At 61.5% G+C, this 18948-nt stretch carries 22 protein-coding genes; 20 read left to right on the top strand and 2 right to left on the bottom strand.

Annotated elements, in window-relative coordinates; genetic code table 11:
- The first annotated feature begins 15 nt into the window (after window positions 1-15).
- From CK227_RS14925 to CK227_RS14830, 20 genes are all read left to right on the top strand, one after another.
- Window positions 16-258 carry a hypothetical protein gene (locus CK227_RS14925; RefSeq protein ID WP_095774156.1) on the top strand — a complete coding sequence of 81 codons (243 nt, stop codon included), beginning with the start codon at window positions 16-18 and terminating at the stop codon, window positions 256-258.
- A 227-nt stretch (window positions 259-485) separates the two neighbouring features.
- On the top strand, window positions 486-1448 hold the full coding sequence (locus tag CK227_RS14920) for a hydrogenase (RefSeq protein WP_013896581.1): 963 nt from the start codon (window positions 486-488) through the stop codon (window positions 1446-1448).
- A gap of 46 nt (window positions 1449-1494) precedes the next feature.
- Window positions 1495-3093, top strand: a complete 1599-nt coding sequence (locus tag CK227_RS14915) for a nickel-dependent hydrogenase large subunit (protein WP_095774157.1) — start codon at window positions 1495-1497, stop codon at window positions 3091-3093.
- Between the two features lie 93 nt (window positions 3094-3186).
- Window positions 3187-3501 carry a hypothetical protein gene (locus CK227_RS14910; protein ID WP_095774158.1) on the top strand — a complete coding sequence of 105 codons (315 nt, stop codon included), beginning with the start codon at window positions 3187-3189 and terminating at the stop codon, window positions 3499-3501.
- A gap of 40 nt (window positions 3502-3541) precedes the next feature.
- Window positions 3542-3862 carry a hypothetical protein gene (locus CK227_RS14905; RefSeq protein ID WP_245318187.1) on the top strand — a complete coding sequence of 107 codons (321 nt, stop codon included), beginning with the start codon at window positions 3542-3544 and terminating at the stop codon, window positions 3860-3862.
- Between the two features lie 10 nt (window positions 3863-3872).
- Entirely contained in the window at window positions 3873-4349 is a 477-nt protein-coding gene (locus CK227_RS14900) for a hydrogenase maturation protease (RefSeq protein ID WP_095774160.1), read from the top strand.
- Entirely contained in the window at window positions 4346-4666 is a 321-nt protein-coding gene (locus CK227_RS14895; protein ID WP_095774161.1) for a hypothetical protein, read from the top strand. The genes CK227_RS14900 and CK227_RS14895 overlap by 4 nt, the downstream gene beginning before the upstream one ends.
- Window positions 4667-4750: 84 nt before the next feature.
- Complete coding sequence (locus CK227_RS14890) at window positions 4751-5788, top strand: hypothetical protein (RefSeq protein WP_245318188.1); 1038 nt, start codon at window positions 4751-4753, stop codon at window positions 5786-5788.
- A gap of 22 nt (window positions 5789-5810) precedes the next feature.
- A complete protein-coding gene (locus CK227_RS14885) occupies window positions 5811-6023 on the top strand; it encodes a hypothetical protein (protein WP_095774162.1) in 213 nt (70 codons plus the stop codon).
- 9 nt (window positions 6024-6032) lie between these two features.
- A complete protein-coding gene (locus tag CK227_RS14880) occupies window positions 6033-6257 on the top strand; it encodes a hypothetical protein (RefSeq protein ID WP_095774163.1) in 225 nt (74 codons plus the stop codon).
- A gap of 1 nt (window position 6258) precedes the next feature.
- Entirely contained in the window at window positions 6259-7131 is an 873-nt protein-coding gene (locus CK227_RS14875) for a NifU family protein (protein ID WP_095774164.1), read from the top strand.
- Window positions 7128-8318: an NHL repeat-containing protein gene (locus CK227_RS14870; protein ID WP_095774165.1), complete on the top strand. Its 1191-nt coding sequence runs from the start codon at window positions 7128-7130 to the stop codon at window positions 8316-8318. The genes CK227_RS14875 and CK227_RS14870 overlap by 4 nt, the downstream gene beginning before the upstream one ends.
- A complete protein-coding gene (hypF, locus tag CK227_RS14865) occupies window positions 8315-10738 on the top strand; it encodes a carbamoyltransferase HypF (RefSeq protein ID WP_095774166.1) in 2424 nt (807 codons plus the stop codon). The genes CK227_RS14870 and hypF overlap by 4 nt, the downstream gene beginning before the upstream one ends.
- Window positions 10739-10740: 2 nt before the next feature.
- A complete protein-coding gene (locus tag CK227_RS14860) occupies window positions 10741-11022 on the top strand; it encodes a HypC/HybG/HupF family hydrogenase formation chaperone (protein WP_095774167.1) in 282 nt (93 codons plus the stop codon).
- Window positions 11023-11034: 12 nt separating this feature from the next.
- Window positions 11035-11724 (top strand): SIS domain-containing protein, encoded by a 690-nt coding sequence (locus CK227_RS14855; protein WP_095774168.1) that lies wholly within the window; start codon window positions 11035-11037, stop codon window positions 11722-11724.
- On the top strand, window positions 11721-12878 hold the full coding sequence (hypD, locus tag CK227_RS14850; protein WP_095774169.1) for a hydrogenase formation protein HypD: 1158 nt from the start codon (window positions 11721-11723) through the stop codon (window positions 12876-12878). The genes CK227_RS14855 and hypD overlap by 4 nt, the downstream gene beginning before the upstream one ends.
- Window positions 12875-13942 (top strand): hydrogenase expression/formation protein HypE, encoded by a 1068-nt coding sequence (hypE, locus tag CK227_RS14845; RefSeq protein ID WP_095774170.1) that lies wholly within the window; start codon window positions 12875-12877, stop codon window positions 13940-13942. The genes hypD and hypE overlap by 4 nt, the downstream gene beginning before the upstream one ends.
- A 9-nt stretch (window positions 13943-13951) precedes the next feature.
- The gene (locus tag CK227_RS14840; RefSeq protein ID WP_095774171.1) at window positions 13952-14290 is read left to right on the top strand and encodes a hydrogenase maturation nickel metallochaperone HypA; all 339 of its coding nucleotides are present in this window, start codon (window positions 13952-13954) and stop codon (window positions 14288-14290) included.
- Window positions 14290-15345 carry a hydrogenase nickel incorporation protein HypB gene (gene hypB, locus CK227_RS14835; RefSeq protein ID WP_095774172.1) on the top strand — a complete coding sequence of 352 codons (1056 nt, stop codon included), beginning with the start codon at window positions 14290-14292 and terminating at the stop codon, window positions 15343-15345. Before CK227_RS14840 ends, hypB begins: the two co-directional genes overlap by 1 nt.
- A gap of 98 nt (window positions 15346-15443) precedes the next feature.
- Entirely contained in the window at window positions 15444-16517 is a 1074-nt protein-coding gene (locus tag CK227_RS14830; RefSeq protein ID WP_095774272.1) for a HoxN/HupN/NixA family nickel/cobalt transporter, read from the top strand.
- A gap of 108 nt (window positions 16518-16625) precedes the next feature.
- Here CK227_RS14830 and CK227_RS14825 read toward each other — a convergent pair whose 3' ends face one another.
- Together CK227_RS14825 and CK227_RS14820 are read right to left on the bottom strand one after the other, a co-directional pair.
- On the bottom strand, window positions 16626-18110 hold the full coding sequence (locus CK227_RS14825) for an alkaline phosphatase family protein (RefSeq protein ID WP_095774173.1): 1485 nt from the start codon (window positions 18108-18110) through the stop codon (window positions 16626-16628).
- Complete coding sequence (locus CK227_RS14820) at window positions 18100-18906, bottom strand: DeoR/GlpR family DNA-binding transcription regulator (RefSeq protein ID WP_095774273.1); 807 nt, start codon at window positions 18904-18906, stop codon at window positions 18100-18102. Before CK227_RS14820 ends, CK227_RS14825 begins: the two co-directional genes overlap by 11 nt.
- Window positions 18907-18948: the final 42 nt, after the last annotated feature.

The raw sequence follows: 18948 nt of genomic DNA, 5'->3' as shown, positions 1-18948 counted from the left end.
GTTTAGGAGAGCGCTATGAGCGAAGCCGATGAACCCTCATCACCACCGCAACCAGAGATAATTCCTTTTCCACAGTCCCGGGTTCTGCCCTCAAGCCGTCACAAGCCGATCAAATATCTTGGGCTGGGGGCAATGGCCAAGACGATCGGCGCGCCTGAACGGCAGGCGACGGGCCACTGGTGCAGTCGCTGCCAAGGGATCTGGTATGGCTATCTGCTCGAAGTCACGTGTCCCGCCTGCGGCAATCGTCACGGTTAGAAGAGGTCGTGACGGTGTTGGTTTCGTTCACAACCTAGTTTCCAACAGCAAAGTTAGTTTGCACACCTGGTACGCGGACCGATAGGCGCCCCGGTCAGCGTAGCGCAGGTCAACCTATTGGAAACAAACGATTTCCTGATATCTCAGCCGGCTGGCACGGCGTTTGCTTCACAATAATCGGAGGCGCTGCATACGGCAATGCTTCGTTACAGGCTGTGGAGGAGAGAATGGCCAATCTTTTGTGGCTCCAAGGCGGAGCATGCTCCGGCAACACGATGTCGTTTCTCAATGCCGAGGAACCGAGTGCGTGCGATCTGGTTACCGACTTTGGCATCAATGTGCTGTGGCATCCCTCGCTCGGGCTCGAGCTTGGCGAGAACCTGCAAAAGATGCTGAAGGCGCTCACCGCGGGCACACTGGCGCTCGACATCTTCGTGTTCGAAGGCACCGTGGTGAACGCCCCCAACGGGACAGGCGAATGGAACCGCTTCGCGGGGCGTCCCATGCGCGACTGGGTAAGGGACCTGTGCAAGGTCGCCAACTTTGTCGTCGCGGTTGGCGACTGTGCGACGTGGGGCGGCATCCCCGCGACCGCGCCAAACCCGTCCGAAAGCGAAGGCCTGCAATTCCTAAAGCGCGGCCATGGCGGCTTCCTTGGCAAGGATTTCAAATCCAAGGCCGGCCTGCCGGTGATCAACATTCCAGGGTGTCCGGCTCACCCAGACTGGATCACGCAAATCGTGGTCGCTGTGGCGACCGGCCGAGGAGGGGATCTCACGCTGGATGAGTTCCAGCGTCCGAAGACCTTTTTTACCTCCTTCACGCAGACGGGCTGCACCCGCAACATGCACTTCGCCTACAAGGTTTCGGCGACCGAATTTGGTCAGCGCAAAGGCTGCCTGTTCTACGACCTGGGCTGCCGCGGGCCGATGACGCATTCGCCGTGCAATCGAATTCTGTGGAACCGGCAATCGTCAAAGACGCGAGCGGGGATGCCGTGCATGGGCTGCACCGAGCCCGAATTCCCTTTCTTCGATCTGGCTCCGGGAACCGTATTCAAGACGCAGACCGTCATGGGTGTCCCAAAGGACATGCCGAGCGGGGTCGACAAGACCGGTTACATCAAGCTGACGGCCGCGGCCAAGGCTGCTTCGCCACGCTGGGCTGAAGAAGACATCTTCGTCGTCTGAAGTCACCGATTGCCAGTATTATTTTTCCAGGGAGGTCCCGAAAACCATGTCAGCCGCAGTTCAAACACTCGATATTTCTCCTGTTGGCCGCGTCGAGGGTGATCTCGACGTGCGCGTCGACATCCAAAATGGCGTCGTCGTCAATGCCTGGACGCAGGCCGAACTGTTCCGCGGGTTCGAGATTATCTTGCGCGACAAGGATCCGCAGGCGGGTCTGGTCGTCACGCCGCGCGCTTGCGGCATCTGTGGCGCTTCGCACCTGACCTGCGCGGCCTGGGCGCTCGATACGGCCTGGAAAGCCGAGGTCCCCCGCAACGCCATCCTTGCGCGCAATCTCGGGCAGATCGTCGAAAGCCTGCAGAGCTTGCCAAGACACCACTACGGCCTGTTCATGATCGACTACACCCACAAGAACTATTCGCATTCGAAATACTACGAGGAGGCGGTCAAGCGCTGGTCGCCATACACCGGCACCAACTATGAACTTGGCGTGACGATCTCTGGACGACCCGTCGAAATCTATGCCTTGCTGGGGGGGCAGTGGCCGCATTCAAGCTACATGGTGCCTGGCGGCGTGATGTGTGCGCCCACGCTTACTGACGTAACCCGGGCCTGGTCCATCCTCGAGCATTTCCGCCGCAACTGGATGGAGCCGGTTTGGCTAGGCTGCTCCTTCGAGCGTTACGAGCAAATTCGCTCCTATGACGATTTCATGGCCTGGCTTGACGAGCGCCCGGAGCACGCGAATTCGGATCTGGGCATGTTCTGGCGCATGAGCCTGGACGTCGGCGTCGACAAATATGGCAAAGGTCATGGAAAGTACGTTTCGTGGGGCTACTTGCCGCATGAGGACAAGTACAATCGGCCAACGATCGAAAACCGCAACGCCTCACTGCTGATGAAAAGCGGCGTCTACGACGGCGCGGCCGATACCCACAAGCTGATGGACCAGGTTCACACAAGAGAGGACGTCTTGCATGCCTGGTACGATGAGCCCAGCGGAAAGCATCCGTTCGAGCGCACGACAAAGGCCGTCGGCAAGAATCCCGTCGAATACGAAAATCAGTACTCATGGTCGACCGCCGTGCGCCATGACAACAACGGCCGGCTCGAAGCTGGACCTCTGGCCCGCCAGCTGATCGCAGGTGGTAGCCATGGAGAAAGCTGGCAGCATCACGACCCGCTTGTTCTTGACATGTACAAGAAGCTTGGCGGGGCCAGTGTCATGCTGCGTCACTTCGCCCGCATGCATGAGGGCGTCAAGCTCTACCGCCAGGCCGAGCATGCGCTGCGCGAGTTTCGCCTCAATGACCCGTGGTACGTCAAGCCGACAGAGAAGGACGGTCGCGGCTGGGGAGCCACCGAAGCCATCCGCGGTGCGCTTTGTCATTGGATCGAGGTGCAAAACGGCAAGATCAAGAACTACCAGATCATCGCGCCGACCACTTGGAATGTCGGGCCCAGATCGGACGGTGGCGAGCTTGGCCCGATCGAGCAGGCGCTGATCGGCACGCCGATCGCGGATCCAAGTGATCCCGTCGAGGTCGGCCATGTCTGCCGCTCGTATGATTCTTGTCTTGTCTGTACCGTGCATGCCCATGATGCCAGCACCGGGACAGAACTCGCACGCTTCCGTACGGCTTGATCCGACGCAACGCGTCGAGCGCCCTCAGCCTCGATCGTCCGGCCGCGTGCCGGGCGATCGGATCCGCTGCACACGAACCCGGGAGCGCAGGCAATGAATAGCGAGCAGCAGCATGCTTTGCTGCGCAAAATGGCCCAATTGATGCAAAGCGGGCTAAAGACGCAGACCGAACCTTTTCCCGAAACGGAAAGGGAGTTTGCCGCAATATTGACCGAACTGCGTCAGCTGAAGGCCGACGACATCGAGGGCAAGATGGTAATCAGCGGCTTCGTGGATCAGCCCTATGGCCCCGACAAGCAACGCTGCATGGAATGCATGTATTATCTCGTCCACCGAGAATGGTGCGACCTGCCCGAACTGGCAGTGCCGGTCGATGCCGATTGGTGGTGTAGGCTTTGGCGCATCTAGGCCCTGCAGCGACAGCGGGGCCGCGCGGATGGAGGAGCCGGTGGCGAACGCAATCAATGACGAGAGTGTGGCGGCCCAAATCCGCTCTTTGCTTGCCGGCGGCTTGAAAACGGAAGTATTTCCACGCGCCGACAGCCAGGACAGCACGGTCGAGATCCTTGGGCGGTTGCGGATGGCTGGTGGGGATTTGGCGGCCAGACTGGTGACCGCGGGCTTCACCCTCCAGCCGGTGGAGCACGACGGTATCGAGCAAGCCTGCGAGACTTGCATGTACTATCTGGTCCACCGGCGCTTCTGCGAACTTCCCGAACTTGCCGTTCCCGTTGAACCGCAGTGGTCTTGCCGGCTCTGGCGCATATGAGTGCCCGGCTATGATCATCGTCATCGGCTGCGGAAATCTGAACCGGCAGGACGATGGCGTGGGTGTCGAGGTCATTCGCGCATTGCGGCAACGCGATCTCGAAGGACCCGATGTCAAATTGCTTGACGCCGGGACGGACGGCATGTCGGTCATGTTTGCCGCGCGCGGATGCACATCCTTGATCGTGGTCGATGCGTCCAAAACCGGGGTGACCCCAGGCGCCATTCACGAGGTGCCCGGCACTGTGCTCGAGCGCCCCTATGTCCCTGGTCTCAACCTTCATGATTTCCGCTGGGATGCGGCCCTTTATGCCGGACGGCAAATTTTTCGCGAAGAGTTTCCCAAGGACGTGACGGTCTTTCTGATCGAGGCCGCTGAACTTGGCCTTGGCATAGGATTGTCAGACGATGTCGCTGCGTCGGCTGAGCAGGTTTCACGGCGCGTCGAGGTTCTCATCCGTGAAAGGTTGGCGAAGGTGCCCGCATGATCGTGCCCCCCGCCAGTGTGCAGGTCCGGCGCGGCGGGCTCTACCTATCGGCGGCAACATGCGACCGATACTTCGCGGGCCTGGAGAGCGTCATTCTGCTGCGGCGCAACGACGACCTGGTGATCCTGCCTGTTCGGCATGCCGCATCTGGCGGCTATCTGCTGAAGCGTCGCAACGGAGCCGGGGACCGCGTGGTCTTTGCGCCGGATTTCTTCCGAGAGCAGGGGATGGATGATGAATCGGTGTGCGAATTTTTCGCGCACTGGGAGCCGGAGCAGGCTGCGCTCGTTGCCAAAGACATGTTTTGTGTAAACTAAGTTATCAGTTGGTAATTTAAGTAGACAGCTTTGGAAAACTAGGCTAGCTTTTTGCCAAGATAATAAGCTGCGCCAAAAGCAGCTGTGGAGGAAGCCCAGTTGCAGAGCACTCGCGCCGAAGATGAGGTGCGCGCAGCAATTGCTGCGGCAGAAGACGAATCGGCGAGCCCCGCCGAGCGTGCCGAGATGCTCATGGAGATCGCCATGGGCCTCCAGCAGCGCCCCAAGAGCGCTGAGCAAATCCTGGCGGCCGTCGACCTCTACGATCGCGCGCTCAGGGTCTGCCCGCAGGACGAACCCCTGCTCGCGGCTCGTATCTTTGCCCGCAAGGGCACGGCTCTTTTGATCCTCCCCGACGAAGGAACTGCCGCGTTGCAACAAGCGCGTGCGGCCTTCGAGGCGGCCATGCCATCCCTGGTCGATTTCGGCCGGCCAGAAGAACTGGCAGAGGCAGAAATGAACCTCGGTCTCGCGATCCAGAATCTGGCCGGCCAGCACAAGGCCCGCATCACCGACGCGATTTCGGCCTATCAGCGGGCGCTGCGTACGTTCGACAAGGCAAGCTTCCCAAAGGAATTCGCCATCCTGCAGAACAATCTGGCGACGGCGTTTCTCTCCATTCCGTTCACCGATGCCAGATCCAAGATGCGCGAGGCGCTGGCCGTGCAGGCGTTCGAAGAAGGGTTGAAGATCGTCAATCTGATCGATCATCCCGCTGAATACGCCATGTTGCAGAACAATCTCGGCAATGCCCTGCAATATGCGTCCTCAAGCCATACGCTCGAGAACAACCTGCGCGCTCTTGACGCCTATGACGAGGCTCTGAAGGTTCGTGTGCGAGCCACGATGCCGCTCGAATATGCCAACACGGTCGCCAACAAGGCGAATTGTCTCTGGAACCTGCCCGACGATCCGGAACGGCCCGAGAATGGCAACCGCGCCAATGTGCTGGCCGCTCGAGAGTATTATCGCGAGAGCCGTGAAATTTTTAGCGCTGGCGGGCAGGCCGAGAAGGCCCGCACCGTCGCCGAGGCCCTGGAGCAGATCGAGCGTGAGCTGCTCTCGGCCTCGCCTGGCGATAGTGACGAACAAGGTGGCGGGGAACCCCGCCATCTCAACTGAACCGAACTCAAGGAGCTTTGACGTGGCAGGAGTTGAACTGACGGCAGCTGGCGCGGTGCTTGCGCTCATCATCGGACTTGTCTGCTCCGGCATCGGCGGAGCGATCGGCGGTATCGTGATTGGCGGCAAGTCATTGGGCAACGAACTCGCCGCCATGATGGGCGGTTTTTATGGACCGGTCGCTGGCGTGCCGGGATTAATCGCCGGACTGATAATTCTGGCGCTGATCGGCTGAGGGGCAATCATGTTGGAAATGGCAAAAAGCTCGATCACGCTCTTCTTTCGGGGAAGGCTCTTCTCCGAACCCGGCAAAGTCTATCGCCAGACCGCGATAGGCGCGACCATCACCGCCTTGTTGCTTATTGTCCTTGCCAAGGCCGGCCTTCCCTTGGCGGCCGCAGCAGCACTCGCCTGCCTGATCGGCGGTGGATTGCAGCCCTACCTGTTCAAGAACCTCAAGTACCGTTGATATGAACGCGATCGATCAGATCCCGACCAAACGCGAGGATCTCGCCGGTCTTGCCGGCGACATCGAGCGCGTCGAGGCGATCTTTTCGAGCTGGGACGAGACGCAGCGCAACGCGGTCGAGGCCTACCGTCGCGCCATAGAGGACCTGCATGGGGAGGCGTTGCGACGTCTGGTGCGGGTGTTGAAAGATGAACCGGCCGCGCTCACGGCGATGAAGCAGGCGGTTACCGACGAGGTCGTCTATGCGGTGCTGCGCCGTCACAATATCCTCAAGCCCAGCCTCAGCGAGCGGGTAGAGGCAGCGCTGGACGCGGTGCGCCCGATGCTTGCCTCGCATGGGGGCAATGTCGAGTTGGTCAACGTCAGGCCGCCGGCGATCGAAGTGCGGTTCGTCGGTGCCTGCGACGGCTGTCCGGCCTCGGCTCTCACTTTCCACGCAGGCGTAAAAAAAGCAGTCGAGGAAGCCTGTCCCGAGATCACCGATATCGTTCAGATCAAGGGCATGAGCAACGCTGCCGACAATGACAGTGTCCGCTTCGTCAGTCCGTTCGCGCTCGGCGCCGTCGGTGGCTGGCATTTGGTGTGCCGCCTCGATGAGATCCCGCAGGGCGGCATCAGTGCCGTCGTGGTCGGTGGGCAAAATGTGATCCTGTCGCGTCAGGAGGGGGTCGTTTCCTGCTTCCAGAATGCCTGTGCGCACCTTGGCATGGAGCTCGACGGCGGTAGCATCGATGACGGCATCATCACCTGTCCATATCATGGCTTCCGGTATGATCTTTCGAGCGGTGAGTGCCTGACCGCGCCCGAAGTGGCGCTTCAGTCGCATGCCGTGCGCGTCATCGGCAATCGTGTCGAGGTGAGGCTGTCGTCATGATGCGCATCTCCCTGGCGCCCGATTACCGCCGTCCTCTCCCCGGCAGCGTCACACAACAGCTGCTCGATCCGCGCGGCGCGCGAACCGTTCTCGGTGACCAGATCGCTGCCAACGGAGTTCCAGATCCCATCAGGCCTCAACCGAATTCGCTGTTTGGGCCACGTGGCGTCTGCTTCGCGCCGCACGGTGGCCCGTTCTTCGTTGCCGATACCGGCCATCATCGGCTGATGATCTGGAACAAGGTGCCGAAAGCAGACAATGCCGACGCTGACCTGCTGATCGGCCAGCCTGATTTTTACTCCGAAGGTCGCAACGCGCATGGGCCGGTTGGCCCCGCCACGTTGAACATGCCGACGGGACTGTCGACCGATGGCAAGGTGCTCGCCATTGCCGACGCCTGGAACCACCGTGTGCTGATCTGGCGCACACTGCCCGAGCATTCGAACCAGCCGGCGGACCTGGTGCTCGGGCAGGCGGATTTTTCCAGCGGCGGCGCCAACCGTGGCGCGGCAACCGCCGCGGCCGATACGCTGAACTGGTGCTATGGGGTCACAATCGCCGATGGCAGGGTGTTTGTTGCCGACACCGGAAACCGTCGGGTGCTGGTCTGGAACTCCATGCCCCGGCGTAACGGCCAGCCTGCCGATCTGGTGCTGGGCCAAGTTGACGCAACCACCCGCGATGACAATGCCTCCGGGGTCGGCGGCGCTGTCGGCATGCGCTGGCCGCACAGCGTGGCTGTCGAAAACAACAAGATTCTGGTGGCGGACGCCGGCAACAACCGCATCATGGTCTGGAATTCCATGCCCAATGCCGATGGCGCGCCCTGCAGCTTCGTGCTGGGTCAATCCGGCTTCGACGGCAATGACCACAACAGGGCCTCCTATCACCCAAACAATCGTGCACTCAACATGCCCTATGGCATGGCGATCCACGACGGCACCCTCGTGTGCGCCGACACCGCCAATTCCCGGTTGATCGGCTACCCCCTCGACGATCTGCGCATGGATGGTGCTGCTTGCGGTCTCGCCGCCCAGTCCGGATTTGCCGACAAGGGCGACAATCGCTGGCGCTTTGCCACCCGCGACAGCGTCTGCTGGCCGTTCGCATTGGCTGCGTCGGGGAAAACGCTGGCGATCGCCGATACCGGCAACAATCGTGTCCTGCTGTGGGAGGCGGTGTCATGAACACGCCGCTGCGGATGGCCGACGCGACGCGCAGTGTCGAGATACGGGTCCGCGGCCGTGTGCAAGGGGTTGGTTTCCGGCCGACGGTGTGGCGGATCGCCAGCCGGCTGGGCCTCGACGGCGACGTGCTCAACGACAGCCAGGGCGTGTTGATCCGCGTGCGAGGCGTCTCATCGATCATTGCCGCACTTGTCGAGGAGTTGCGGGCGTCGCCGCCGCCGCTGGCAGACATCACGGCGATCGAGACCCGCCCTTGTGTGGGCGAATTGGCGTCCGGCTTCGTCATCGTCGACAGCGAGGCGGGTGCTCGTGCCCGCACCGAAATATCGCCCGATGCCGCCATGTGTAGCGTGTGCGCGGCCGAAGTGCTTGATCCGTTCCTGCGGCGTTTCCGCTATCCCTTCACCAACTGCACCCATTGCGGGCCAAGACTGAGCATCGTTGGCGGCGTTCCTTACGACCGCGCGACCACGACCATGGCGCCGTTTCCGCTCTGCCAGGCCTGTGGCGCCGAATATCGCGATCCTGCCGACCGCCGCTTTCATGCCGAGGCGACGGCCTGCTTTGTCTGCGGACCGACAGCCAGGCTGATCCGCTTCGATGGCCGCGCCTTCTCCTTCGAACAGCATTCCATGCTCGACGATGTGGACGCGGCATTGAGCCTGATCCAGAAGGGCGAGATCGTCGCCATAAAGGCGCTTGGCGGCTATCAGCTTGCTTGCGATGCCACCCGGCCGGAGGCGGTGGCCTTGCTGCGTCAACGCAAGCGCCGCGACGCAAAACCCTTCGCGCTGATGGCGCGTGACCTCGATGTTGTTCGGCGCCACGCAACGGTCAGTGACGCGGAAGCGGCAGCCCTTGCAAGCCGCGAGGCGCCAATTGTCCTGCTTGCCGCCACCGGACCCGAAAAACTGCCCGCCGAGATCGCGCCCGGTCTGCAGACCCTGGGCTTCATGCTGCCTTCAACCCCTTTGCATCTGCTCTTGCTCAGGCGCATGGGCCGGCCGGTGGTCATGACCAGCGGCAACCTGTCCGATGAACCGCAGCTAATCGATGACGCGGAGGCGGCAGCAAAACTGTCTTCGATCGCGCCATACGCCTTGACCCACAATCGCGATATCGCCAACCGCATCGACGATTCCGTTGTGCGCCATATGGGCGCAAAACTGCGCGTGCTGCGCCGCGCGCGCGGCTATGCGCCGGCTTCGATCCAGCTTCCGCCAGGCTTCGAGCCGGCGCCAGATATCCTGGCTTACGGCGCTGAATTGAAAGCGACCTTCTGTCTGATCAAGGACGCCCGGGCTGTGCTGTCGCAGCACCAGGGCGATCTCGAAGACGCTCTCACCTACGACGACTATCGCAAGAACCTCGTCCTTTATCGCGATCTTTTCGATCATCGCCCGGCGGCCCTGGCCGCGGACCTGCATCCTGAATATCTGTCAGCGAAGCTGGCGCGCGCCACCGCCAGGTCTGACAACCTGCCGCTTGTGGAGGTTCAGCATCATCATGCGCATGCCGCCGCCTGCCTGGCTGAAAACGGACGGTCGTTGAACGCCGATCCTGTCCTGGCCATCGTGCTCGACGGGCTCGGCTACGGATCGGATGGTACGATCTGGGGCGGCGAGTTCCTGCTCGCGGACTATCGCCGCTTCGAACGGCTTGGCACGTTCAAGCCGGTCGCCATGCCAGGGGGCGCGCAAGCCATACGCGAGCCGTGGCGCAACCTCCATGCCCATGTTTTGTCCGAGATGGGGTGGCCGGCCTTCGCCATGAATTTTGGCGAACTGGACCTGTTTGCCGCGCTCACCGACAAGCCGCTGGCGAGTGTCGAGGCCATGATCAAGGCGTCCCTCAATTCGCCCAACGCATCATCTTGCGGTCGCCTGTTCGACGCAGTCGCTGCGTCTCTCGGAATCTGTTTCGACCGTCAGGCCTACGAGGGCGAGGCGGCCGCGCGGCTGGAAGCGATGGTCTCGGCCCGCTCGCTTGACGAGGAGGGCGATGCTCTCGCCTATCCGTTGCCGATCCCCAACCTGAAAGGTTCAGGCCTGCCATACATTGAGCCGCTGGGCATGTGGAACGCGGTCTTTGGCGACCTGATCCTGAAAACGCCGGCGTCCCTCATCGCGGCGCGCTTCCACAAGGGTCTGGCGAAATCCATCGCCGCAATGGCGTTGAAGCTGGCGCGTCGCGACGAAGACGGTGCCGTGCCGCGTTTCGACACGGTGGCCCTGTCGGGCGGCTGCTTCCAGAACAAGGTGCTGTTCGAGCAGGTCATCGGCCGGCTTGAAGACCTGAATTTCAACGTCCTGACGCACTCGCGCGTGCCTTGCAATGATGGCGGCGTCGCGTTCGGCCAGGCCGCGATCGCGGCAGCCCATCTCATCGACGCCGGCAGGGTCCGACAGAAAGCGAGCTGACAATGTGTCTTGGCATTCCTGGAAAGATCCTCAAGATCGACGATCATGAAAAGAAGTTGGCGACCGTCGATGTCAGCGGCGTCAGGCGACAAATCAACATCGCCTGCATCGTCAACGAACACCATTCGGTCGACGACTGCGTCGGCGACTGGGTGCTGATCCATGTCGGCTTCGCCATGAGCCGCATCGATGAACATGAAGCAGCCGAAACACTGAAAATCCTCACCGAACTCGGCGAAGCGCAAGCCGAGATGGAGTCCATGCGGCTGTCGGCGGTCCATTAGGAGGACGTGAAAATGTCCAGCGAAAGCGAACTGAGAGGCCTCTATCCATTCCTGCACGGCAAGGCCCAGGATCCCGAAAAGATGAATGCGGCGCTGCTGCATTCGGTTGCCGAGAAGGCCCGCGACACGCGCGAAACCAACGAGCGCTTCTTCGGCGATCAGGCCGGCATCCTTGTCGCCGCCGCGCATGCGCTGGCAGATGTCTACCGCAAAAACGGTCAGCTGTTCTCCATGGGCAATGGCGGCTCGAGCTGCGATGCGTCCCATGTCGCAGTCGAGTTCGTCCATCCCGTGACCGCCGGCCGGCCGGCGCTCGCCGCCACCAATCTCGTCGCCGATCTGGCGATGATTTCGGCAGTCGGCAACGATCTCGGCTTCGACCATGTCTTCGTGCGCCAGTTGCTGGCGCACGGCCGCAAGGGCGATGCGCTGATCGGCATCTCGACCAGTGGCAACTCGCAAAACCTGGTCGCGGCCTTCGCCAAGGCCAAGGAGATGGGCGTTCACACGATCGGGCTCGCCGGCTGCGACGGCGGCCGCATGAAATCGTCAGGCACCGTCGAGCATCTGCTCGTCGTGCCGTCGACCTCGATCCACCGCATCCAGGAATGCCATGTCGCCGCTTACCACATCCTGTGGGACCTCGTGCACACGCTGCTCGCCGACGAACGCGGCTCCGCCGCAAAAGGAAGCGCCCAATGAAATACACCGACGAATTCCGCGACGCGGAAAAGGCGAAAGTCTTGATCAAGGAAATCGACAAACTAGTCGCGACCATCGAGATCGCAAGGACGCGCCCGATCAACATCATGGAGGTCTGCGGCGGCCACACCCATTCGATCTTCCGCTACGGGCTGGAAGGCATGCTGCCTGACGCCATCGAACTCGTGCACGGGCCGGGCTGTCCGGTCTGCGTCCTGCCGATGGGCCGGGTCGACGATTGCGTGTCGATCGCCGAGCGGCCAGAAGTGATCTTTACCACCTTTGGTGACGCCATGCGCGTGCCAGGCTCAAAGAAGAGCCTGCAGCAGGCAAAGGCCGATGGCGCGGATGTGCGCATGGTCTATTCGCCGATGGACGCGCTGTCGCTGGCGCGGAAGAACCCGGATCGAGAGGTGGTCTTCTTCGGTCTCGGCTTCGAAACCACAATGCCGTCCACGGCTCTGACGGTGCTGCAGGCCGAAGCCGACGGCATCGAAAACTTCTCGGTGTTTTGCAATCACATCACCATCGTGCCGACGATCAAGGCGATTCTCGACAGCCCGGATCTGCATCTCGACGGCTTCCTGGGACCAGGCCATGTCTCGATGGTCATCGGGACAGCCCCTTACGAATTCATCGCCGACTTCTACAAGCGGCCCATGGTCGTCGCCGGCTTCGAACCCCTCGATGTCCTGCAATCGATCTGGATGGTGCTGAAGCAGATCAAGGATGGCCGTGCCGAGATCGAAAACCAGTATGCCCGCATCGTTCCCGAAGCGGGGAACAACGCCGCACTCACCGCAGTCGGCAAGGTCTACGAACTACGTGAATTCTTCGAATGGCGGGGGCTCGGCTCCATCGACCATTCCGGCGTCAAGGTGCGCGAAGACTATGCCCGCTTTGATGCCGAGCGCAAGTTCGCCATCCCTGGCGTCAAGATAGCCGACCCCAAATCCTGCCAGTGCGGCGAGGTCCTGAAGGGCGTCATCAAGCCTTGGCAGTGCAAAGTGTTCGGCACCGCCTGTACTCCAGAGGTGCCGCTCGGCGCCCTCATGGTCTCGTCCGAGGGCGCTTGCGCTGCTTATTACCAGTATGGCGGCGTCAAGAAGCATACCGCGGTCCGGTCCGGTAGCCAGCCGGTGGTCGTGTCATGAACATGCGGCCACCTCCACCCAAACGTGTGCTGGGACGCGTTTTCATCCCGACCGTCACGCTTGCCCATGGCGGCGGCGGGAAGGCGATGAAGGACCTGATCGACGATGTCTTCATCAGCGCGTTCGCCGGCGCGGCTCCCGAGGTGCTGGAAGACCAGGCGCGCTTCGATCTCGCAATGTTGGCAACGCATGGCGACCGGCTTGCCTTCACCACCGATTCCTTCGTCGTCGACCCGCTGTTCTTTCCCGGCGGCGATATCGGGAAGCTTGCCGTCTACGGCACTGTCAATGACCTGGCGGTCGGCGGTGCCAAGCCGCTCTATCTGTCCTGCGCCGTCGTCATCGAGGAAGGCATGAAGGTCGAGGTGTTGCGCCGTATCGCGCTATCGATGGCGCAAGCGGCACGCGAAGCCGGGGTCACCATCGTGACGGGCGACACCAAGGTCGTTCAGCGCGGCGCATGCGACAAGATCTTTATTACGACTACGGGAATTGGGGTTATTCGGCCCGGACTTGAACTCGGCATCGATCATGTCAGGCCCGGTGACGCTATCCTGGTCAACGGCCTGCTGGGTGATCATGGCGCGGCGATCCTGTGCGCGCGTGGCGACATGGCACTGGAAGCCTCGATCGAGAGCGATTGTGCGGCTCTGCATGAACTGATCGAGTTGCTGCTCGCCGCCGCGCCCGGCACGCGCTGCATCCGTGATGCAACGCGCGGCGGCATCGCCACAGTGCTCAACGAGATCGCCGACGCCTCCGCAGTGTCGATCGAGATCGACGAGGCAGCGACGCCGCTGCGCGATGAAGTGCGCGGCTTTTGCGAGATACTCGGTCTCGACCCGCTTTATCTCGCCAATGAAGGCAAGATCGTCATTGCGGTGCCGGCGCAAGAAAGTGAGGCCGCACTTGCCGCATTGTGCGCGCATCGGCATGGCCAGGGCTCTGCAATCATCGGCCATGCCGGCCTCGGCGAGCCGGGGCGCGTTACCATGCAGACCTTGTTTGGCGGCCGGCGCATCGTCGACATGCTGGTCGGCGAACAATTACCGCGGATTTGTTGAGGAAGGCCCGTGCACGAACTCGGCATCACGCGCAACATCGTCTCCATCGTCGAGGAAGCGGCGAAGGGCCGCCGCGTCAGGCGCGTGACACTTGATGTGGGACAGCTTTCCGGGGTCATGCCCGACGCCATCCTGTTTTGCTTCGACATTGTCGCCAAGGGCACATTGCTCGATGGCGCCCGGCTGGACATCCGCAATATTGCCGGACGCGCGCGCTGTCGGACTTGCGGCGAGGCGTTCGAGACGGCGACCCTCTACCAGGCCTGTGGCTGCGGCTCGCGCGCTATCGACCGGTTGGCCGGCGAGGAACTGAAGATCCGGGAAATGGAAATCGAGGAGGCTGCGTGATGTGCGGAACCTGTGGCTGCGGCTCCAAGGCCGAAACCCGAATTCTCAACCTGCAAACCGGTGAGGAAACTGCTCTCAGCGATGTGCACGGTCATAGCCACGCCCATGATGGCGGCATGGCGCATCGGCACAGCCACGATCATGACCACGGCCACGTCCATCCGCACGACCATGGCGAGGGAGATGGCCACGATCACCAGCATCCGCACAGCCATGGCCACGACCACACTCATGGCCACGAGCACGGGCACGAACACGCGTCCGAGCAGGCGCGCGAGCATCGCCATGACGACGTGGAGTTGCATGGTCACGACTATTCGCATGAGCATGATCACCATGGTCATGATCATGCCGACGGCCATCATCACCATGGTCACGAGCATCGCCACGGCCACACCGCGGTGGTCGAACTCGAAATGCAAATCCTGGCCAAGAACGACGCACTGGCGGCCAGCAATCGCGGCTGGTTCGCCGGTCGCGAAATCCTGGCGCTGAACCTCGTTTCCTCGCCGGGCTCCGGCAAGACGACGCTGCTTGAGCGCACCATCGGCGATCTCAAGGACCAGATGCTGATATCGGTCATCGAGGGAGATCAGGCGACCGCCAATGACGGCGAGCGCATCCGCGCCGCGGGAGCTGATGCTATCCAGGTCAACACCGGTGCCGGCTGCCACCTCGAAGCCGATATGTTGGCCAAGGGGCTGTTGGAACTGAAGCCAGCCTTCGGTTCCGTGGTCATGATCGAGAATGTCGGCAATCTTGTTTGCCCGGCGATGTTTGACCTCGGCGAACACGCAAAGGTGGTCATACTCTCGGTCACCGAGGGCGATGACAAGCCGCTGAAATATCCGCACATGTTCCGCGCTGCCAAGGTCATGATCATCAACAAGATCGATCTTTTGGCGCATGTCGATTTCGACGTCGACAGCGCCATCGCCAATGCGTGCCTGATCAATCCCGAGATCGTCACGCTCAGCGTGTCGGCAAAGACGGGGGAGGGGCTCGGGGGCTGGTACGAATGGCTTCACCAGGAAGCAGCGCAGGTACGGCTTTAGCTCTGGATGGGCAACGTCGTCGTGCAGACTTTGCCGAGCCATCGACGGATCGGGGAGGAGAGAAAATGACGGAGGCAGCCGCGCTCACGGCGTCAGCGATGTACCAGGAACCGACCGCGCGGCGTCTGCCCAATCCCTTCGACGACCGGCCGGTCCGCGTCAGAACCAAGGCGGTAATGATCTACGTCTTGCTGGTTGGCGCCAATATCGCCGCGTGGATATGGGCTTGGGTCGCTTTCTCCGACCGGCCGGCACTGCTCGGCACCGCTTTGCTCGCCTACATGTTTGGTCTCAGGCACGCATTCGACGCCGACCATATCGCAGCCATCGACAACGTCGTGCGCAAGCTGATGCAGGAAGGCAAGGCGCCCTACGCGACCGGCTTTTTCTTCTCGCTTGGGCACTCAAGCATCGTCATTCTGGCCTCGATTGCGATTGCAGCGTCGGCCACGCTGATGCAGGGCAGACTGGAGGAGTTTCATAAATTGGGCGGGTTGATTGGGACCGGCGTCTCGGCCCTGTTCCTGCTGGTGGTCGGCATCGCCAATCTGTTCATCCTCAAGGGCATATGGGCGGCTTTCGTCCGAGCGCGCCGCGGCGAAAAGATCGTCGACGAAGATCTCGACGCCCTGCTTGCCGGGCGTGGCTTGATTGCCCGCATTTTCCGCCCGCTGTTCGGCATCGTTTCTCGCTCCTGGCACATGTATCCGATCGGCTTCCTCTTCGGTCTCGGCTTCGACACCGCGACGGAAATAGGTCTGCTAGGCATCTCCGCAACCCAGGCAACGCAGGGCATATCATTCTGGTCTATTCTGATTTTTCCCGCGCTTTTCACCGCCGGGATGTCGATCATGGACACAACGGACAGCGTCTTGATGACTGGCGCCTACAGCTGGGCGTTCGTCGACCCGATGCGAAAACTCTGGTATAATCTCACCATCACAATTGCCTCAGCGGTGATCGCGATCTTCATAGGCGGCATTGAGGCGCTCGGGATCCTCGCCGACAAGCTTGGTCTGCAAGGCGGACTTTGGGGCGCGGTTGAAGGGATCAATGAGAATTTTGCCACTTTCGGCTATGCGATTGTCGGCATCTTCGTAGTGAGTTGGGTGGTCTCTGTGCTCGTCTACCGAGCGAAAGGCTACGGAAGATTGAGGCTGGAGAACACCTAGGCCCCATCATTTCGGTCACAGGGCGACTGAGCGTGTCGGCTATCTTGTTGAGCCCCTTTCCGTCTTCCAGATGGCAGGTTTGCTGTCTCCTTCAACGCGAGCCCTTCTTTAGCAGCCCTCAATTCCGCCTTCGCTGACATGGAAATGGCCCTGCCGCTTGATGCCCGCCAGGAGCGTGTTTTTGCGGGCACAGGTAGAGAGAATCTCCGCGCATGCTAGTTCCTCACTCTCTGGCGCATCCCCGCACACCTCGGCCAGCACGCGGCCTGTCATCGTTTTCGGCGCATCGATGCCCAGCAGTGACAGGATCGTGGGGGCAATGTCCGTGATGGAGCTCGGAATATCCGAGACCCGGCCCTGCGCCAATCCCGCACCGTAGCCCGCGAGAACGGCAGTGAACTCGCCACGATGCAGCCCCCCATGAGTGCCGCCGCCCACCCGCAGATCGTAGTCGCCGGGGTCGTAAAAGACCGGATCCAGATACCCAGCCTGATCGCCGGCAGGCATTTTCCCGAGGTGTATGAACAGGTCAGGGGCCCGCTCGCCGCCCGCACCTAGCAGTTCCAGCGCGAGACTGCCTTCCACCGTGCCACTGATACTGCCTGGTTCGCGAGCGGGGCTGAATGCGCCGCCGAACCATATCTGTGCCATCATGAAGTCCCGTATGTCATGCAGTAAGGCCGGGTCGTCCTGTTTGAGCCACAGGCCCACGGCGCGGCCCGGTCGAACAAGCACCTGCGTTGTATCGTCGTTGAACGACGCCGCCGCCTTGAACCCGGCCTGACAAAGAGCGTCGGCGACGTTGACTGTGCCGCCAATCGTCACATGACCATGATCGGAAACGATAAACAACGTGATGTTGTCGCGCTCCGGCTGGGCGTCCCGCCATGCCCGCAGCTCTCCAATCACATCATCGCAGGCCCGCATCTTTTCGAGTAGCTGGCTCGATCGGAGGCCGTGCAGGTGGCTAACGCTATCGACTTCGGTGCACCAAAGAATGGTGGTGGCGGGCTTGTCGTAGGGCCATATTTCGCGCTCGAATACCCGGAATGCTGTCATTGGGCCATCGGCGGAGATGCCCCCGGCCGGGATCTTCAGGGAATGATGAGCGCGGGCGGCAAACGAATGCGGGTAGCCGATCTGCGGATGGCGGACATTGAACCCGGTTTGTCCGCGCTGCTGGCCCTTCCAGTTCAGCGCGGGCAGCGCGCCGGGGCCACTCGACGTGACGACCGCAAATGGCCGTCCCGCTTGGTGTAGAACTTCCGAGATCGAGGGCGCTTTCACCAGGTCGCCCGCCAGCCGTTCATCCGCCGCCCACCAATCGTGCGTGGTTTCCGTGAACACTTGATCGGGGCTGTTTCCCCGGACATAGAACTGGTTCCCGGCAATGCCGTTCACCTGCGCAGTTGCGCCGGTGGCCAAAGCCGTGAGCGCCCCCCGCGTTTCGCTGGGGAACACCGTGGTATGACGGCGGTTCCAAGTTCCATCCTTGGCCAGCGCCACAAGATGGGGCATTGTGCTTTCAGTGACCAGATCGGGGCGCAGGCCGTCAATTCCCAGCACCACGACATAGTGCGCGTCATTGGCCATTCGTGGTTTCTTCTGTGTTGTTTGTTTCGTTGTTTTGTGGATAAACCACGCGCACACCTGCATCCTTGAACCCGTCTGCAAAGGCGGCGGGCGGTGGCTCGTCGGTAACGATGGTGCCAATGTCCGACAGCGACACCGAGACATACGCTCCTGACGCGCCGAATTTGCTATGGTCAGCAACGAAGATGCGGCGGCGGCTGCGCTCAAACAGCAGCCGCTTGAAGCGTTGCAGGTACTTGCTTGACTCAACCAAACCATGGACCGGGTCAACGCCGTAGGCTGCGATGACGGCCGTATCGAAAATGCACTCGGAAATGGCTTCTAGCACCTGTTCGCCCATCAGCGCGCCATTGGCATAGTCGTATTCGCCCCCGGTGACCGTGACCCGGTGCTTGATGCCGCTTTGCAGCACTTCCGCGATGGCGGGCATGTTCGTCATGACCGATACAGCAGGGCCATCGTTCAACGCCTTGGCGACGGCCAGCGCTGTGCTGCCGTGGGTAATGAATATCCAACCGTCCCGCGCCACAGTTTGCGCTGCCAGCTTTCCAATCACGGCCTTTTCTGCACTCAGGCTGGCCAGCCGCGACGACAGCGGCGCAGCGCGGGAAACCGGAATTGCGCCCCCATGAACCCGCGTCAACAAGCCGTCTTTTTCGAGAATGACCAGATCGCGGCGGATGGTCTCCATCGTCACTGAAAAGCGCTCTGCCATTGCGGCAATTCCGATGCCTTCGCCGGCGCGAAGCAAATCAGCAATGGCTTGCAGGCGGCTTGCTGCCGGTAGTTTCGTCACAAAACTCCTCATTTTCCATGACGCGGATGGCGGCGCCTTCAG

Origin of the sequence: Mesorhizobium sp. WSM4308 (assembly GCF_002294905.1) — a bacterium.
Classification (GTDB): Bacteria; Pseudomonadota; Alphaproteobacteria; order Rhizobiales; family Rhizobiaceae; genus Mesorhizobium.
Note: the sequence above shows the minus strand (reverse complement) of the source record. Positions and strands in the feature narration are given on the sequence as shown.

Excerpts from the sequence above, each read along its gene's own strand:
- CK227_RS14925 (WP_095774156.1), top strand. The coding sequence starts at position 16 with ATGAGCGAAGCCGATGAACCCTCATCACCACCGCAACCAGAGATAATT.
- CK227_RS14920 (WP_013896581.1), top strand. The coding sequence starts at position 486 with ATGGCCAATCTTTTGTGGCTCCAAGGCGGAGCATGCTCCGGCAACACG.
- CK227_RS14915 (WP_095774157.1), top strand. The coding sequence starts at position 1,495 with ATGTCAGCCGCAGTTCAAACACTCGATATTTCTCCTGTTGGCCGCGTC.
- CK227_RS14910 (WP_095774158.1), top strand. The coding sequence starts at position 3,187 with ATGAATAGCGAGCAGCAGCATGCTTTGCTGCGCAAAATGGCCCAATTG.
- CK227_RS14900 (WP_095774160.1), top strand. The coding sequence starts at position 3,873 with ATGATCATCGTCATCGGCTGCGGAAATCTGAACCGGCAGGACGATGGC.
- CK227_RS14895 (WP_095774161.1), top strand. The coding sequence starts at position 4,346 with ATGATCGTGCCCCCCGCCAGTGTGCAGGTCCGGCGCGGCGGGCTCTAC.
- CK227_RS14880 (WP_095774163.1), top strand. The coding sequence starts at position 6,033 with ATGTTGGAAATGGCAAAAAGCTCGATCACGCTCTTCTTTCGGGGAAGG.
- CK227_RS14875 (WP_095774164.1), top strand. The coding sequence starts at position 6,259 with ATGAACGCGATCGATCAGATCCCGACCAAACGCGAGGATCTCGCCGGT.
- CK227_RS14870 (WP_095774165.1), top strand. The coding sequence starts at position 7,128 with ATGATGCGCATCTCCCTGGCGCCCGATTACCGCCGTCCTCTCCCCGGC.
- hypF (WP_095774166.1), top strand. The coding sequence starts at position 8,315 with ATGAACACGCCGCTGCGGATGGCCGACGCGACGCGCAGTGTCGAGATA.
- CK227_RS14860 (WP_095774167.1), top strand. The coding sequence starts at position 10,741 with ATGTGTCTTGGCATTCCTGGAAAGATCCTCAAGATCGACGATCATGAA.
- CK227_RS14855 (WP_095774168.1), top strand. The coding sequence starts at position 11,035 with ATGTCCAGCGAAAGCGAACTGAGAGGCCTCTATCCATTCCTGCACGGC.
- hypD (WP_095774169.1), top strand. The coding sequence starts at position 11,721 with ATGAAATACACCGACGAATTCCGCGACGCGGAAAAGGCGAAAGTCTTG.
- hypE (WP_095774170.1), top strand. The coding sequence starts at position 12,875 with ATGAACATGCGGCCACCTCCACCCAAACGTGTGCTGGGACGCGTTTTC.
- hypB (WP_095774172.1), top strand. The coding sequence starts at position 14,290 with ATGTGCGGAACCTGTGGCTGCGGCTCCAAGGCCGAAACCCGAATTCTC.
- CK227_RS14830 (WP_095774272.1), top strand. The coding sequence starts at position 15,444 with ATGTACCAGGAACCGACCGCGCGGCGTCTGCCCAATCCCTTCGACGAC.
- CK227_RS14825 (WP_095774173.1), bottom strand. The coding sequence starts at position 18,110 with ATGGCCAATGACGCGCACTATGTCGTGGTGCTGGGAATTGACGGCCTG.